Below are 14,302 nucleotides of genomic sequence, written 5' to 3'. Positions count from 1 at the left end.
GTGCGCACCGCGCACACCAACAAGAACCTGACCTCCCAGGGCGCCTATGTTCTGGCCGAGGCGACGGGCAAGCGGCAGGCAATCCTGCTCGCGACCGGCTCCGAGATCGAGATCGCGCTCAAGGCGCGCGAGGCGCTCGAGGGCGAGGGGATCGGCACCCGCGTCGTCTCGATGCCTTGCTGGGAGCTGTTCTCGGCGCAGCCAGAAAGCTATCGCCGCAAGGTGCTTCCGGCCGGGCCAGTCCGCGTCGGGATCGAGGCGGCAAGCCCGATGGGCTGGGACCGCTGGCTTTGCGGCGAGCGCGGACGCGAGGCCAAGGCGGCATTCGTGGGGATGGAGAGCTTCGGGGCCTCGGCCCCCGCCGAAGAGCTCTACGTGCACTTCGGGATCACCGCCGAAAACGTCGCCGCGAAGGTCCGCGCGCTGCTCTGAAAACGCCACGGCCCTTGCCCCCCTTTCGGGCAAGGGCTATGCCCTCGGCCAAAGGAGCCTCGCGAGTCCGACCGTGACGAACCGCCTCGCCCTGATCCTCGGCGTCCTGATCGTACTGGCGATCACGCTCGATGTCTATTTCGGCTGGGGCGCGAGCGTCTTCATCGGGCGCAAGGTGCTCGCGATGATGGATCGCATCGCCGTCTGGCGCTAGGGGGGCTACGATGCGGAATGATGTTGACCTTGGTGGCGATATGCTCTTGTTAGCGATAACAGTCACCGCATTTCGGAGGACAAGTCCATGACCGTTAAAGTAGCCATCAACGGGTTCGGCCGCATCGGGCGGAACGTGCTGCGGGCGATCGTCGAATCCGGCCGGACCGATATCGAGGTCGTGGCGCTGAACGACCTCGGCCCGGTCGAGACCAACGCGCACCTGCTGCGCTACGACAGCGTCCACGGCCGCTTCCCGCACGAGGTGACGGTGAAGGGCTCGACCATCGACGCCGGCCGCGGCCCGATCGAGGTCACCGCCATCCGCAACCCCGCCGAGCTGCCCTGGGCCGACGTGGACGTGGCGCTGGAATGCACCGGCATCTTCACCTCGAAGGAGAAGGCCGCGGTGCACCTCGAGAACGGCTCGAAGCGGGTGCTGATCTCGGCGCCGGCGTCAGGCGCCGACAAGACCGTGGTCTACGGCGTGAACCACCGCGAGCTGGGCGCCGGCGACAAGGTGGTCTCGAACGCGTCGTGCACCACCAACTGCCTGGCGCCGGTGGCCTATGTGATGAACAAGGCGATCGGCATCGACAAGGGCTTCATGACCACGATCCACAGCTACACCGGCGACCAGCCGACGCTGGACACGCTGCACAAGGACCTCTACCGGGCGCGCGCGGCGGCAATGTCGATGATCCCGACCTCGACCGGCGCGGCGCGGGCCGTCGGCCTGGTGCTGCCCAAGCTCAACGGCCGGCTGGACGGCGTGGCGATCCGGGTGCCGACCCCGAACGTCTCGGTGGTCGACTTCAAGTTCGTCGCCAAGCGCAAGACCTCGGTCGAGGAGATCAACGAAGCGGTGCGCGAAGCGGCCGGCCAGGAGTTGAAGGGAATTCTCGGCTTCACAGACGAACCCCTTGTTTCCATGGACTTCAACCACGACAGCCACTCCTCAGTCTTTCACCTGGACCAGACCAAGGTGATGGACGGCACGTTCTGCCGCGTGATGTCGTGGTACGACAACGAGTGGGGCTTTTCCAACCGCATGGCCGACGTCGCCGTGGCCATGGGCGCGCTGGGCTGAGCGCGCTGGGCTGAGCGGCGCGCAGCGGGGAGGACATGGCCGCAGGGCACGCACATCACGATCATGGGCACGGGCACGGGCACGGCCATGCCCACGCCCACGGGCCGGGCAGCGAACGGCGGCTGGCGATCGCGGCGCTGCTCACCGGCGGCTTCATGGTGGTCGAGGTGGCGGGCGGGCTGATCTCGGGCTCGCTGGCGCTTTTGGCCGATGCCGGGCACATGCTGACCGACTTCGCCTCGCTGGGGCTGGCCTGGGGTGCGGCGCACCTGGCGCTGCGGCCGGCGGACTGGAAGCGCACCTACGGCTTCGACCGCTTCTCGGTGCTGGCGGCCTTCGTCAACGGCCTGGCGCTGTTCGCCATCTCGCTGTGGATCGTGTTCGAGGCGGCCAGCCGCTTCCTCTCGCCCATCCATGTCGAGGCCGATGCGATGCTGGCGGTGGCGGCGCTGGGGCTGGTGGTAAACATCGCCTGCTTCGCGGTGCTGCATGGCGGCGACCGTGACAGCCTGAACATGCGCAGCGCGGCGCTGCACGTGCTGGGCGACCTTCTGGGCTCGATCGGCGCGATCGCCGCGGCGCTGATCATCATGTGGACCGGCTGGGTGGCGGCGGACCCGCTGGCCTCGGTGCTGATGGTGGTGCTGATCGCGGTGGCCGCCTGGCGGGTGGTGCGCGATTCGGGCCACATCCTGCTGGAGGCGGCGCCGCCCGGCCAGGACGCGCGCGAGATCGAGGCCGACCTGGCCGAGCTGCCCGGCGTGGCCGAGGTGCACCATGTGCATGTCTGGTCGATCAGCGAGAAGCGACCGATGATCACGCTGCAGGTGCGGCTGGCACCAGGCGGGGATGCCGAGGCGGCGCGGTGCGCGCTGCGCGAGCGGCTGGCCGAGTATCACGGCATCGGCCACGCCACCATCGAGATCGAGGCGCCGGAGGCGGCAACGGCAGGCGCCGAGGGAAAGGGATAGCAGCGATGAGCCACAGGACCCTCGACGATCTCGAGCTGAGGGGCAAGCGCGTGCTGGTGCGCGTCGACCTCAACGTGCCGGTCAAGGACGGGCGTGTCACCGACGACACACGCATCCGCGCCAGCCTGCCGACCCTCCGCGAGATCATGGACAAGGGCGGGCGGCCGATCCTGCTGGCGCATTTCGGCCGGCCCAAGGGCAAGCGCGAGGCCGGGATGTCGCTCAAGGTGGTGGTGCCGGCGCTGGAGGCGGCGCTGGGCGTGCCGGTGCGCTTTGCCCAGGACTGCATCGGCGAGGCGGCCGAGCAGGCGGCGCGGGACCTGCCCGCGGGCGAGGTGCTGCTGCTCGAGAACACCCGCTTCCATGCCGGCGAGGAGGCCAACGACCCCGGCTTCGCCGACGCGCTGGCGCGGCTGGGCGAGGCCTATGTCAACGACGCCTTCTCGGCGGCGCACCGGGCCCATGCCTCGACCGAGGGGCTGGCGCACCGGCTGCCGGCGGCGTCGGGGCGGCTGATGGAGGCCGAGATCCACGCGCTGGAGCGCGCGCTGGAGCGGCCCGAGCGGCCGCTGGTCGCGGTGGTGGGTGGCGCCAAGGTCTCGACCAAGATCGAGCTTCTGAGCAACCTCACCGCCAAGTGCGACCAGCTGATCAACGGCGGCGGCATGGCCAACACCTTCCTGGCGGCGCAGGGCGCCGAGATCGGCCGCTCGCTGGCCGAGCCCGACCTCTCGGGCACGGCGCGCGAGGTCATGGCCCGGGGCGAGGCGGCGGGCTGCGAGCTGGTGCTGCCCCGCGACGTGGTGGTGGCGCACGCGCTGGCCGAGGGCGTGGCCAGCCAGGTGGTCGCGGCCCACGCCTGCCCGCCCGAGGAGATGATCCTGGACATCGGGCCCGACTCGCTGGCCGATGTCGAGGCGCGCTTTCGCGCCGCGCGCACGGTGCTGTGGAACGGGCCGCTGGGCGCCTTCGAGACGCCGCCCTTCGACCGCGCCACGCTGGCCGCGGCGCGCACCGCCGCCGAGCTGACCCGGGCCGGCAGGCTGGTCACGGTGGCCGGGGGCGGCGACACCGTTGCGGCGCTGAACGCGGCCGGGGTGGCCGGGGACTTCAGCTTCGTCTCGACCGCGGGCGGCGCCTTCCTGGAATGGCTCGAGGGCAAGACCCTGCCCGGCGTGGCGGCGCTGGAGCACCGCTGAGCCGGGCTGCGGCCGTCCCACTTTCGAAGCAAGGGCGGCGATCGCCCTGCGGTGCAATTCGTATAGAATTCAATAATGGATTATCTGTCTTTCTAATGGACTCGAGTCCTCGCGGATTTCTCCCAAAATCCTTCGCTGAATCATCCCTGACCCGCGCGTAAATTCTTTGGCACAACTATTGCAAGCAAGATCGCCAGCACCCCGTGTCACACCTAATAATTTGCATAAAATTTGAAGTATTCGATTAAACGCACTTCAATCCATGCTTGCGACATTCGCTATCGTCTCCTCACGCAACGTGAGGCTCATCGACAAGGATGACCGAGATGATACGGATGACTCTGCTCGCGCTTGCGTTGCTTGCCGGTGGCTGCACCCCGACGATCTACACCGAGACGGCGCATGAGGTGCGGATCACCTTCGGCGGCGGCGGGTTTGCCAACCAAAAGCTCGAGGAATACAGGGAAATCGCGGCCAAGCATAAGCAGGTCGTGATCGACGGCCAGGTGATTTCGGCGGATGCCTTCCTCGCCTTTTCGCTGCCCGGCGCCTGTTACACCAAGAACGCAGTGTTCTCACCCCACGCGGCGAGCTACATGGGGCTGATCCCCGCGCCGGAGGCAACCGCGTGGTTCGCGCACAAGCTGCCCGCACCGCTGGAGAAGTGGTTCGAGGGCAACATGGCCTATTACGACTGGATCGGCTTCGCCAGGGTGGACTACGACCAACTGCTCAGGATCTGGCCCCAGGGAGCGTGCAGCAAAAGGCTCGCCCCGGATGGCGACGGGGACGCAGCGCACCGTCAGGCCGAGCTCGCGGCGCCGAAGACGGCCTCCTGACGCCGCCGCGCGGGCCGCGGGCGCCGGCCGGGCGGAACTGAAAAGGGCGGCCGGATCGGCCGCCCTTCGCGCACCCCCCGAAGGCCCGCGTCGTCAGAAGTGCCAGTTCAGCCCAACCATGACGGTGTGGGATGTGAAGTCGATATTGTGCTTGCTGGCATTGTTCGGCCCGGAATCGAAATCGGCCTGGCTGATCAGGTCGTTCGACAGGTCGATGTAGCGGTACTCGAGCTTCAGGCCGACATTGCGCGGCCCCGGCATCCCGCCGCCGAGCAGGTACTCGACCCCGACCCCGCCGGTCCAGCCCAACGCGCCCTCGTGGTCGTGGGTCTGGCCGGCCAGGCTGTTGCTCTCGACGTCGAAGCGCCCCGCGGCCGCGCCGCCGGTCAGGTAGAACAGCCAGTTGCCCGTGGCATAGCCCGCCCGCGCGCGCAGCGTGGAGAACATCACCGGGTCGACGCTGCAATGCGCACCGGAATTGAACGGGCATGTCCCCTGAGGATGCGCGCCGGTCAGCGAGATATCGGTCTCGAGCCCCCAGATGATGTTGCCGCTGTGCCAGTTGTAGCCGGCCTGGAAGCCGCCCATGAGGGCGTCGTCTTCCATGTTGCCGCCGGCCACATCCGCCTTGGCAGAGGTGTAGCCGACATGGGCACCGGCATAGAAGCCAGCGAACTCGGAAGGGTCGGCCTGGGCGGCCGACGCCACGAGGATAGCCGCAGCCGTCATTGCGACAAAGCGTGATGTCTTCATAATGCCTACCCTCTCCACTCTCCCACAAGTTGATTAACGCTCCTTTTACCGATGTCCTCGGCCGCCCGGAAGCATCCGCAGCGCCGCAGTGGCGGCCCGACATCAGAATTGGGCGCCGTGGCGCATTTTTGCCACAAGAGATGTGGTGCAGCGGCACGGAATCGGCCCGCCCGGGCCCCGGCTGCCCGGCCGGTCAGGCTTGACCAGGCGGCGCGCTGTCCTCTATTCGCCTGTCGAGCCTGCGCTGACATACGGGAGTTGCCAGCATGAAAGCCACCCGCGCGGTCCAGAAGATCCTGTCGAACTACGAGGGCGAGACGCCCGGCGTGAAGGCCAAGCTGTGCCATGTGCTGATGCACGGCAAGCTGGGCGGGACCGGCAAGATGGTCATCCTGCCGGTCGACCAGGGCTTCGAGCACGGGCCGGCGCGCTCGTTCGCGCCGAACCCGCCAGCCTACGACCCGCACTATCACTACGCGCTGGCGATCGAGGCGGGGCTGAGCGCCTATGCCGCGCCCTTGGGGATGCTGGAGGCCGGCGCCGACAGCTTCGCGGGGCAGATCCCGACGATCCTGAAGGCCAACTCGGCCAACTCGCTGATGCCCAGTGACGCGCCCAAGGACCAGGCGATGACCGCCTCGGTCGCCGACGCGCTGCGGCTTGGCTGCGCCGCGATCGGGTTCACCATCTATCCCGGCTCGGCCGCGGCCCTGGGCATGTTCGAGGAGATCGCCGAGATGCGCGCCGAGGCGGCCTCGGTCGGGCTCGCCACGGTGATCTGGTCCTACCCGCGCGGCGAGGCGCTGTCCAAGGAGGGCGAGACGGCGATGGACGTGGCCGCCTACGCGGCGCAGATCGCGGCGCTGCTGGGCGCCCATATCATCAAGGTGAAGCTGCCCTCCGACCACCTGGAGCAGGCCGAGGCCAGGAAGGTTTACGAAGCCCAGGGCGTGGACATCTCGAGCCAGGCGGCGCGCGTGCGCCACGTCATGCAGTCGGCCTTCGACGGGCGGCGCATCGTGGTGTTCTCGGGCGGGGCCAAGAAGGGCGAGAGCTCGGTCTACGACGATGCTCGGGCGATCCGCGACGGCGGCGGCAACGGCTCGATCATCGGGCGCAACACCTTCCAGCGCCCGCGCGACGAGGCGCTGGCCATGCTGAGCCGCCTGGTCGACATCTACAAGGGGCGCGAATAGCCCCTGCCCCACACCCCCTTGCCCGCACCCCGGGAACCGTCCGATCGGGCCGGCGTTCTTGCAAAAAGCGGGCGGTGCCCGCCCTTGCCGGAGAGAGGGGCATGACCTCCGCGCGGCGGATCATCGAGACACTTGAGCTTGCGGCCCATCCCGAGGGCGGCTGGTTTCGCGAGACCTGGAGGGCGGCCGCGCCCGAGGGACAGAGGGCCTCGGGGACCGCGATCTACTACCTGCTGGAGGCGGGCCAGATCTCGCGCTGGCACCGGGTGGACGCGGCGGAGATCTGGCACTGGTATCTGGGCGCGCCGCTGGTCATGGCGCTGTCGGACGACGGCCGGGCGCGGCGCGAGGCGGTGCTGGGGCCCGACTTGGGCGCCGGCGAGCGGCCGCAGGTCGTCGTGCCCGCGGGGTGGTGGCAGAGCGCGGCGCCCGGGGCCGGCGCCGGCTTCACCCTGGTCGGCTGCACGGTCAGCCCGGGCTTCGTGTTCGACGGCTTCGAGCTGGCACCCCCGGGCTGGGAGCCCGGCCGGCAGGGCGGCGCCTGGTGACAGTGGCAGCGAAATCAGGTCTCTGCTAGACGGTGAGTTGGCGAAAGGAGGGACCGATGTACGGCGATGTCGTCCATTGTGATGTCGGTTATTGCCTGGCCAACCCTTCGGGAGGGTTTGCCTTCCAACCGCCGCGCACGGTGTTCTCGCAGCGTGACCGTCCGATGGCGATGCGCGCGGTGCAGAACTGCCCGGCCGTGAACAGCATCGAGCGGCAGCTTGTCGAGATGCCCTCGCCCATCGGTGTCCGACTGAGGCTGGGAGAGGAAAACGGCGAGCCGGCGCTCGACGTGCTGCCGACCGGGACCTTGGCTCAGCCCGAGCAGCTCGGCGAGATGATCACGCTCGAGCCGCCCGAGCGCTGGCGGCACCCGAAGGTGCCGGTGCTGCAGATTTCGCTGCCGTTCTTCCTGGTCACCGACACGCCTTGCATGGTGGCTGAGCTGCCGCCCTTCTTCAGCTTGGCAATGCGGCGCTGGCCCGGCGCCATGATCGCGGGGCGGTTCCCGCTGACCATCTGGCCGCAGAACCTTACCTGGGCCTTCGAATGGGACCGCCCAGGCGAGGAGCTCGCCATCCGCCAGGGCGAGCCGCTGTGCTATTTCCTGTTCGAATTCAACCATCCGAGCAAGCGGCCGCGCCTGATCGAGGCTGCGCTGACGCCCGAGCTCGACGAGTACCGCAAGGGCATGCAGGGAATTCACCACCTCACACCGAACGTCGAGGAGGTCTGGGAGACGGCCAAGGCGCGCCGGCCCGAGCGGCTGCTCGTGCCGCTCAAGGAGGCGGAGCGTGCCTGAGCCAGTGACCGTCGACGTCGGATGGCGCAACTGCTCGCCGCAGGCGGCGTTGGCGTTCTTCCCGCCGAGGCTGCTGGGGGCGGGCGAGATCGCCGCGCGCATGGGTTTGTTCCCGCTCGACGGCCCGGCCAACGATCTCGCGCACCGGATCGTCGAGGTTCGCTGCCCCTTCAACCTGAGGATCCGCCCCTCGCCGCCCGGCGTCACGCCCGTGCAGTTCCAACGCGTGCCCGAACAGGGCGGCCTTTCGCAAGCAGGGTTCCGCGGCCTCGTCTCGCCCATCATGAAGACAGCGCAGCGAGATCCCGCGGTGCCGGCGGTTCAGATCTCGCTCAACCTCATGATGCTCACCGAGGAGGAGTGCGCGATCCAGTTGATGCCGCCGTTCCTGTGGGAGGGGTTCCGCGACTGGCCCGGGACTGTCGTCTCGGGGCGGTTCCCGCTGCGCAGCTGGCCGCGTCCGCTCAACTGCGTGTTGGAATGGCAGGATCGCGAGCGCGACTGGGTGCTGCGGCGCGGCGACCCGATGGTCTACATCATTTTCGAGTTCGACGACCCGGCGAAGCGCCCGCACATGGTCGAGGCCGCAGCCACGCCAGCCCTGATGCGCCATGTCGCTCAGGTCGACAACGTCACCTCGTATGGTCGCAATGTCGGCCCGATGTTCACCGAGGCCGCACGGCGCCGGCCAGTGCGGCTGCTCCAGCCCAAGAGGATCGGATGCCCAGACTTTTCGTGAACTCGATGGCCAATTTCGTGATCCAGGGCGGTGTCGTCAGCTTCACGCTGCAGGATCAGGCCATGCGGTCGGAGGCGGGCCAGCCACGGCCGGCGCCGCCCGAGGACGTGATCGACCTGGTCATGCGCGAGCAGGACTTCGTCCAGCTGCTGACGTTTCTGAACCAGCATCTCGCCGCCTATCAGCAGCAGACCGGCAAGCAATTCGGCGAGGCGGGCCTGACCACCGGCGGCTCCCGGCGTGCGCCGCAGGGCCAGGAGTCGCCGGCGGCGAAACCCACCGGGGCGGGGAGCCCGGCGGGCGGCGGCTTCAGAATCCGGCCGAAGGGGTCGTGACGCGAGCGATGGATGCGCGGCCGCAGGAGCAGAGGCTCTACCTGGTGACGCCGGCGCTTGCCGATGCGGACTCCGTCGCGGCGTTGGCCGACCGGGCGCTGGCCACGGGGCTTGTCGCGTGCCTTCGGCTCGACCTCGGCGCCGCGCCGGAGGCAGGGTGGCGCGCGGCGGCGCAGGCATTCCAGCCGGTGGCGCATGCGCAGGACGTGGCGCTGGTGATCGCCGAGCACCACCGGCTGGTCGGGCCGCTGGGCCTCGACGGGGTGCACCTGGCGGCGAGCCGCACGCCGGTGCGCGAGTCGCGCCGCGCCCTGGGGCCCGAGAAGATCGTCGGCGCCTTCGCCGGGGCCTCGCGGCACAAGGCCATGACCGTGGCCGAGGCGGGGGCGGACTATGTCTCGCTGGGGCCGGTGGGCGACGTGGGCGCCTTGGGTGAGGGCACGCGCGCGGAAGACGACCTGTTTGAGTGGTGGGCCGAGATGATCGAGACGCCGGTGGTCGCCGAGGGCGGCGTCACCGTGGCCGATGCCGCGCGGCTGAAGGACTCGGCCGACTTCGTGGTCCCCGAGATGGGCGTCTGGGAGGCGGCCGAGGGGATCGAGGCGGCGCTGGAGCGGTATGCGGAGGCGCTGGCGGGATAGGTCGCTCGCCCGCACTGCGCGACCTGAGCGAGGTCCCGGATCAGGTCCGGGACCCGTGCCCTGGACGGCGCGAACGCCGCTCGACGCCGATCACGATCTTTCGCGCAGACTCCGGACCTGACCTGCAAGACAATCGAGCGAGACAGGCCGCCTCACACGTTCAACAGCAGGTGCTCGCGCTCCCAGGGGCTGATGACGCGCATGAACTCCTGGAACTCGTGGTCCTTGACGCCGGTGTAGAGCTCGGAGAAGCGCTCGCCCAGCACCTTGTGCAGGGGCTCGCAGGCCTTGAACTCCTCGATCGCCTCGAGCAGGCCGTAGGGCAGGTCGCGGGCCGTCTCGTAGCAGTTCTGTTCGGTCGGCGCGCGCGGCTCGATCTTCTCGACCATGCCGAGATAGCCCGCCGCCAGCGAGGCGGCGATGGCCAGATAGGGGTTGGCGTCGGCGCCGACCACGCGGTTCTCGACCCGGCGCGCCTCGGGCGGCGAGATCGGCACGCGCAGGCCGGTGGTGCGGTTGTCGTAGCCCCATTCGAGATTGATCGGGGCCGTGAGGTGCGGCACCAGCCGGCGGTAGGAGTTGACATAGGGCGCGAATACGCAGGTGGCGGCGCGCAGATAGGTCTGCTGGCCGCCGAGGAAGTGGCGGAAGTGGTCCGAGGGCTCGCCCTTTTTCGTGGAGAACAGGTTGCGGCCGGTCTCGTTGACCACGACGCTTTGGTGGATGTGCATGGCCGAGCCGGGCTGGCCCTCCATCGGCTTGGCCATGAAGGTGGCGTAGCAGCCGCAGCGGAGCGCCGCCTCGCGCACCAGGCGCTTGAACAGGAACACTTGGTCGGCGAGCTCGAGCGGGTCGCCGTGCAAGAGATTGATCTCGAGCTGGGCGGCGCCGGCCTCCTGGATGATGGTGTCGATGTCGAGCCCCAGCGCGCTGGCGTAGTCGTAGACGTGCTCGATCACCGAGTCGTACTCGTCGACGGCGGCGATCGAGTAGGCCTGCGCCTTCTGGGCGCGGCGGCCCGAGCGGCCGAGCGGCGGCTCCAAGGGATAGTCCGGGTCGGTGTTCGGCTTGGTCAGGTAGAACTCGATCTCGGGCGCTACCACGGCGCGCCAGCCACTGGCGCCATACTGGTCGAGCACGTGGCGCAACACCGAGCGCGGCGCGAACGCGACCAGATTGCCGTCGCGGTCGCACACGTCGTGGATCACCTGCACCGAGCGGTCGCTGGCCCAGGGCACCGCCCGGGTGGTGCGCAGATCGGGGCGCAGCGCCAGGTCGGCGTCGATGTTGTAGGCGGTGAACTCCTCGAAGTTCGGATAGCCGCCGGTGATGGTGAGAAAGAACAGCGAGGTCGGCAGGTAGGTCGGCGCGAAGCGCACGAACTTGTCGGTCGGCATCACCTTGCCCCGCCCAATGCCGGCGAAGTCGGGGGTGACGCACTCGACCTCCTCGACGCCGTGGTCGCGCAGCCAGATCGCCAGGTCCTCGATGTGCTCGATGGTCGAGGGCGGCGAGGCGGCGAGGCTGATCTCCGGGATGACGCGCTTGAGGCGCGACTCGCTCGAGGGCGAAAACGGGTCATTCATGAGGGGCCTGAAAGGCTGTCTTGCGGGCTGTTTTCGGCGTCGAGGATAGCACGGCGGGGGTTACGGCTGGCAAGGGGGGCGGAGTCGGGGGCCGTTCCAAGGGCGCCTTTCGGGCGCCTTTCGGGCGCCTTTGGGCGGCCGAAGGGGTGCTTCAGGGGGCCCGGCGGGCCGGTGCGCTCGGCGCGGCGGAGGGGTCGTGCAGGCCGCCGGCGACGGCGCGCTGGCAGTGCTCGGCCAGGGCCTTGCGGTCGGGGAAGTCGCGCGGGTTGACGGGGTCGTGGAAGATCACCTCGGCCGTGCCGCCGAAGGAGCGGCTCATCACCGCCCAGACATGGCTGCCCAGCCCCATGTCGTCCCACCAGCCGTAGAACTCGGGCGGCTGGCCCGCGGGCGGGCGGTAGCGGATGGTGACCGGCTGGACCAGGAGGTCGGCGCCCTCGCGCTCGCTGAAGAACACTGAGAACAGCGAGCTCTTGAAGGTGAGCACGCGCAGGCCGTCGGTCGAGGTGCCCTCGGGGAAGAAGCACAGAAGCTGGTCGCGGGCGATGCGCGCGCGCAGCGCCTCCTCCTGGCGCTTCGCCTCGGTGCGGCGGCGCGCGATGTAGAGCGTGCCGCAGGCATGGGTGATGTAGCCGACCACCGGCCAGTCGCGCACCTCGGCCTTGGCGACGAAGTAGATCAGGGTGACGGCGCGCAGAACGGGGATGTCGAGCCAGCTTGCGTGGTTGGCGACCAGCGCGCCGGCGCGCACCGGCGCGCCCAGCACGGCATGGCGCAGGCCCAGAAGCCGCAGCGTGGCGCGCGACCAGGCGCGCGCGATGCCGAAGTGGAAAATCACCGCCGGGCCGAGCCAGTGGCGCATGAGGCGCCCGGCGAGGAAGAGCGGGAACAGCGCCAAGGTCATGGCGAGGAAGGCCACGAGGCGCCCGGCGCCCGCCACGCGGCCGCGCAGCGTGGCCGGGGGAAGCTTGGGCGGGTCGGCGCCTCGCCAGGTTGTCATGACGCGGTCATATCCACCCTGCCCCATGCCCGCCGGCTCAGCCGAGGATGCGGTCGACCTCGGCACCGCGCTGGCGCGAGTAGAACTTGTGGTAGCGCTCGACCATGCGGGAGGTGTCGACCAAGAGGCAGACATCGACGGTGTTGAAGGCGTGGTCGATCCAGGCGCCCTCGCCGACGAAGCCGCCGAGCCGGATATAGGCCTTGATCAGCGCGGGCATCTGGCGCATGGCCTCGGCGCGGTCGACCTGCTCGGGCGGCAGCAGGTCCATCTCGACGCGGCTGTCGGGGCGCGCGGTGACGCGCAGGTCGGTCGGCGCGAGGTGGTTGTAGTGCAGATAGCTGAGCGCCTGGGCCATTTCGTGCGGATCGGTGCCGTGGAAGCTGGCCACGCCGAACATGATGGCCACGTCGTACTCGCCGACATACTGGCCCAGGCCGGCCCAGATCAGGTGCATCCCGGCGCCGCCGCGGTGGCGGGCATCGACGCAGGAGCGGCCGAGTTCCAGCGTCTCGCGCGGGAAGGTCTCGAGCAGGGTGAGGTCGTATTCGGAGGCGCCGTAGAAGCCGATTCCCTCGCCGGCGCGAGCGCGGCGCAACAGGCGGTAGACGCCGACGACGCCGTGCTCGATGGCCGCATCGTCGCACTCGTTGTCGATAAGCAGCAGGTGGTCGCACCAAGGGTCGAAGCGGTCGGACTCGCGCCGCTCGGCCGCCTCCGCGGGGCTGGGCGTGGCGCCCATCTCCTCGACGAAGACGCGATAGCGCAGGCGCTGGGCGGCGGCGACGTCATCGTGCGATTCCGCCAGTCTGACCGTGTAACGGCCGGCGTCGATGCGCATGCGCTAAGCCTCTCTCCCTGCCCCGCGGCAGCCTGGCCCGGGTGCCACCCGGTCGGCGCGGGAAGGTATTGGGTCTGTGCCGTTAACGCAACCACCGCCGGGTTCGTGCTAGGGTCACAGGTGGTCCGGCGAGACCAGTTCCAAAGGGAGATCATCGCCTTGCAGGACCACCTTGCCCTGATGCTCGAAGTTGACGGTGATGCGCGAGCCGATGATCGACTGCACCTGGCCGAGGCCCCAGTCCGGCCGGTCCCGGTGACGGACGATGGCGCCGACCTCGAGGAGGGCGTACTGCATGGGGCCGTGTAGCCGATCGGGCGCGCCAAGGCCAGCGTCAGGACGAGGGGGAGGGGCAGAAATGGAGCAACACGACCTGGCCGGGCTGATCTGTGCGCGGCTGTGCCATGACCTGGGCAGCCCGGTCGGGGCGGTGCTGAGCGGGGTGGACCTGATCCGCGAGCTGGCCGGGACGGACGCCGCCGAGGAGATGCAGATGCTGGAGCGCAGCGCCCGGCGCGCGGCGGCGCTGCTGCGGTTCCACCGGCTGGCCTTCGGCGCGGTGCGCAACGCGGAGGCGACGCTGCCGCGCGCCGAGCTGGCCGCGCGCGCCGAGGAGGCGCTGGCGGGGCCGCGGGTGCAGCTGTGCTGCCCTGGCTCGGGCGGCCCGCCCCTGAGCAGTGCGGCGGCACGGCTGGCCGCGCTGATGCTGCTGGCCGGGCGCGCGGCGCTGGGCCTTGGCGGCACGCTGCGGCTGGTGCTGCCGGGCGCGGGCGACCTGCCGCTGGCGGTGCTGGCCGAGGGGGAGACGGCGACGCTGAGCGCCGAGCGCCGGCGCTGGCTGGAGGGAGGGCCCGGACCCGGCCCCGACGCGCCGGAGGTGGAATTCGCCTTGATCCCGGTGGCGGCCGCCGCGCTGGGCGGGCGGGTCGAGCCGATCGAGGCGCCGGGCCAGCTCGCCCTGCGCGCTCTGCCCCGCTGAGCGGCAGACGGGGCCCGTCGCGCCGCTTCGGCCGCCATCGGAGGCAAGGATTGCGCCTGCCCCTGGCCTGCCCCTGGCCTGCCCCTGGCCTGCCCCTGGGGCGCGGGCGCGCAGGGTAACGGCGCTATCGCCCGGCGGGG

At 69.8% G+C, this 14,302-nt stretch carries 18 protein-coding genes; 13 read left to right on the top strand and 5 right to left on the bottom strand.

What is annotated here, in order from left to right:
• The 6 genes from AC32QD_RS05165 to AC32QD_RS05140 all read left to right on the top strand — a co-directional run.
• A partial coding sequence (locus tag AC32QD_RS05165; RefSeq protein ID WP_492009416.1) for a transketolase-like TK C-terminal-containing protein occupies window positions 1-432 on the top strand: 432 nt, incomplete at its 5' end.
• A gap of 73 nt (window positions 433-505) precedes the next feature.
• A complete protein-coding gene (locus tag AC32QD_RS05160) occupies window positions 506-646 on the top strand; it encodes a hypothetical protein (protein WP_492009415.1) in 141 nt (46 codons plus the stop codon).
• 87 nt (window positions 647-733) lie between these two features.
• Window positions 734-1,735 (top strand): type I glyceraldehyde-3-phosphate dehydrogenase, encoded by a 1,002-nt coding sequence (gene gap / locus AC32QD_RS05155; RefSeq protein ID WP_492009414.1) that lies wholly within the window; start codon window positions 734-736, stop codon window positions 1,733-1,735.
• Between the two features lie 35 nt (window positions 1,736-1,770).
• A complete protein-coding gene (locus AC32QD_RS05150) occupies window positions 1,771-2,706 on the top strand; it encodes a cation diffusion facilitator family transporter (protein WP_492009413.1) in 936 nt (311 codons plus the stop codon).
• Between the two features lie 5 nt (window positions 2,707-2,711).
• A complete protein-coding gene (locus AC32QD_RS05145) occupies window positions 2,712-3,905 on the top strand; it encodes a phosphoglycerate kinase (protein ID WP_492009412.1) in 1,194 nt (397 codons plus the stop codon).
• A gap of 326 nt (window positions 3,906-4,231) precedes the next feature.
• Complete coding sequence (locus AC32QD_RS05140; protein WP_492009411.1) at window positions 4,232-4,744, top strand: hypothetical protein; 513 nt, start codon at window positions 4,232-4,234, stop codon at window positions 4,742-4,744.
• 93 nt (window positions 4,745-4,837) lie between these two features.
• Here AC32QD_RS05140 and AC32QD_RS05135 read toward each other — a convergent pair whose 3' ends face one another.
• Entirely contained in the window at window positions 4,838-5,473 is a 636-nt protein-coding gene (locus AC32QD_RS05135) for an outer membrane protein (protein ID WP_492009410.1), read from the bottom strand.
• A gap of 290 nt (window positions 5,474-5,763) precedes the next feature.
• Between AC32QD_RS05135 and AC32QD_RS05130 the strand changes: the two genes are divergently transcribed.
• The 6 genes from AC32QD_RS05130 (at window position 5,764) to AC32QD_RS05105 (ending at window position 9,756) form a co-directional block, all read left to right on the top strand.
• On the top strand, window positions 5,764-6,693 hold the full coding sequence (locus AC32QD_RS05130; RefSeq protein ID WP_492009409.1) for a class I fructose-bisphosphate aldolase: 930 nt from the start codon (window positions 5,764-5,766) through the stop codon (window positions 6,691-6,693).
• 101 nt (window positions 6,694-6,794) lie between these two features.
• The gene (locus AC32QD_RS05125; protein WP_492009408.1) at window positions 6,795-7,241 is read left to right on the top strand and encodes a cupin domain-containing protein; all 447 of its coding nucleotides are present in this window, start codon (window positions 6,795-6,797) and stop codon (window positions 7,239-7,241) included.
• 56 nt (window positions 7,242-7,297) lie between these two features.
• Complete coding sequence (locus tag AC32QD_RS05120) at window positions 7,298-8,041, top strand: hypothetical protein (RefSeq protein ID WP_492009407.1); 744 nt, start codon at window positions 7,298-7,300, stop codon at window positions 8,039-8,041.
• On the top strand, window positions 8,034-8,780 hold the full coding sequence (locus AC32QD_RS05115; RefSeq protein WP_492009406.1) for a hypothetical protein: 747 nt from the start codon (window positions 8,034-8,036) through the stop codon (window positions 8,778-8,780). The genes AC32QD_RS05120 and AC32QD_RS05115 overlap by 8 nt, the downstream gene beginning before the upstream one ends.
• Complete coding sequence (locus AC32QD_RS05110) at window positions 8,762-9,115, top strand: hypothetical protein (RefSeq protein WP_492009405.1); 354 nt, start codon at window positions 8,762-8,764, stop codon at window positions 9,113-9,115. The genes AC32QD_RS05115 and AC32QD_RS05110 overlap by 19 nt, the downstream gene beginning before the upstream one ends.
• Entirely contained in the window at window positions 9,112-9,756 is a 645-nt protein-coding gene (locus AC32QD_RS05105) for a thiamine phosphate synthase (protein WP_492009404.1), read from the top strand. The genes AC32QD_RS05110 and AC32QD_RS05105 overlap by 4 nt, the downstream gene beginning before the upstream one ends.
• A 152-nt stretch (window positions 9,757-9,908) precedes the next feature.
• Here AC32QD_RS05105 and AC32QD_RS05100 read toward each other — a convergent pair whose 3' ends face one another.
• The 4 genes from AC32QD_RS05100 to AC32QD_RS05085 form a co-directional block, all read right to left on the bottom strand.
• A complete protein-coding gene (locus tag AC32QD_RS05100; protein WP_492009403.1) occupies window positions 9,909-11,342 on the bottom strand; it encodes a glutamine synthetase family protein in 1,434 nt (477 codons plus the stop codon).
• A 151-nt stretch (window positions 11,343-11,493) separates the two neighbouring features.
• Complete coding sequence (locus AC32QD_RS05095) at window positions 11,494-12,342, bottom strand: lysophospholipid acyltransferase family protein (RefSeq protein WP_492009402.1); 849 nt, start codon at window positions 12,340-12,342, stop codon at window positions 11,494-11,496.
• A 37-nt stretch (window positions 12,343-12,379) separates the two neighbouring features.
• Window positions 12,380-13,183 carry a GNAT family N-acetyltransferase gene (locus AC32QD_RS05090; RefSeq protein WP_492009401.1) on the bottom strand — a complete coding sequence of 268 codons (804 nt, stop codon included), beginning with the start codon at window positions 13,181-13,183 and terminating at the stop codon, window positions 12,380-12,382.
• 114 nt (window positions 13,184-13,297) lie between these two features.
• Window positions 13,298-13,480, bottom strand: coding sequence for a DUF3553 domain-containing protein (locus tag AC32QD_RS05085; protein WP_492009400.1), 183 nt, complete (start codon window positions 13,478-13,480; stop codon window positions 13,298-13,300).
• Between the two features lie 61 nt (window positions 13,481-13,541).
• Here AC32QD_RS05085 and AC32QD_RS05080 point away from each other — a divergent pair, with 61 nt between their 5' ends.
• Window positions 13,542-14,162, top strand: a complete 621-nt coding sequence (locus tag AC32QD_RS05080; protein WP_492009399.1) for a histidine phosphotransferase family protein — start codon at window positions 13,542-13,544, stop codon at window positions 14,160-14,162.
• Window positions 14,163-14,302 lie beyond the last annotated feature (140 nt).

Source organism: Thermohalobaculum sp. (assembly GCF_058622915.1).
This window is presented reverse-complemented; position numbering and strand designations above follow the sequence as displayed.

Bases quoted from the DNA above. Each gene is read 5' to 3' on its own strand.
- AC32QD_RS05095 (WP_492009402.1), bottom strand. From the start codon at position 12,342: ATGACAACCTGGCGAGGCGCCGACCCGCCCAAGCTTCCCCCGGCCACG.
- AC32QD_RS05085 (WP_492009400.1), bottom strand. From the start codon at position 13,480: ATGCAGTACGCCCTCCTCGAGGTCGGCGCCATCGTCCGTCACCGGGAC.
- gap (WP_492009414.1), top strand. From the start codon at position 734: ATGACCGTTAAAGTAGCCATCAACGGGTTCGGCCGCATCGGGCGGAAC.
- AC32QD_RS05140 (WP_492009411.1), top strand. From the start codon at position 4,232: ATGATACGGATGACTCTGCTCGCGCTTGCGTTGCTTGCCGGTGGCTGC.
- AC32QD_RS05130 (WP_492009409.1), top strand. From the start codon at position 5,764: ATGAAAGCCACCCGCGCGGTCCAGAAGATCCTGTCGAACTACGAGGGC.
- AC32QD_RS05100 (WP_492009403.1), bottom strand. From the start codon at position 11,342: ATGAATGACCCGTTTTCGCCCTCGAGCGAGTCGCGCCTCAAGCGCGTC.
- AC32QD_RS05110 (WP_492009405.1), top strand. From the start codon at position 8,762: ATGCCCAGACTTTTCGTGAACTCGATGGCCAATTTCGTGATCCAGGGC.
- AC32QD_RS05125 (WP_492009408.1), top strand. From the start codon at position 6,795: ATGACCTCCGCGCGGCGGATCATCGAGACACTTGAGCTTGCGGCCCAT.
- AC32QD_RS05150 (WP_492009413.1), top strand. From the start codon at position 1,771: ATGGCCGCAGGGCACGCACATCACGATCATGGGCACGGGCACGGGCAC.
- AC32QD_RS05145 (WP_492009412.1), top strand. From the start codon at position 2,712: ATGAGCCACAGGACCCTCGACGATCTCGAGCTGAGGGGCAAGCGCGTG.
- AC32QD_RS05080 (WP_492009399.1), top strand. From the start codon at position 13,542: ATGGAGCAACACGACCTGGCCGGGCTGATCTGTGCGCGGCTGTGCCAT.
- AC32QD_RS05090 (WP_492009401.1), bottom strand. From the start codon at position 13,183: ATGCGCATCGACGCCGGCCGTTACACGGTCAGACTGGCGGAATCGCAC.
- AC32QD_RS05120 (WP_492009407.1), top strand. From the start codon at position 7,298: ATGTACGGCGATGTCGTCCATTGTGATGTCGGTTATTGCCTGGCCAAC.
- AC32QD_RS05135 (WP_492009410.1), bottom strand. From the start codon at position 5,473: ATGACGGCTGCGGCTATCCTCGTGGCGTCGGCCGCCCAGGCCGACCCT.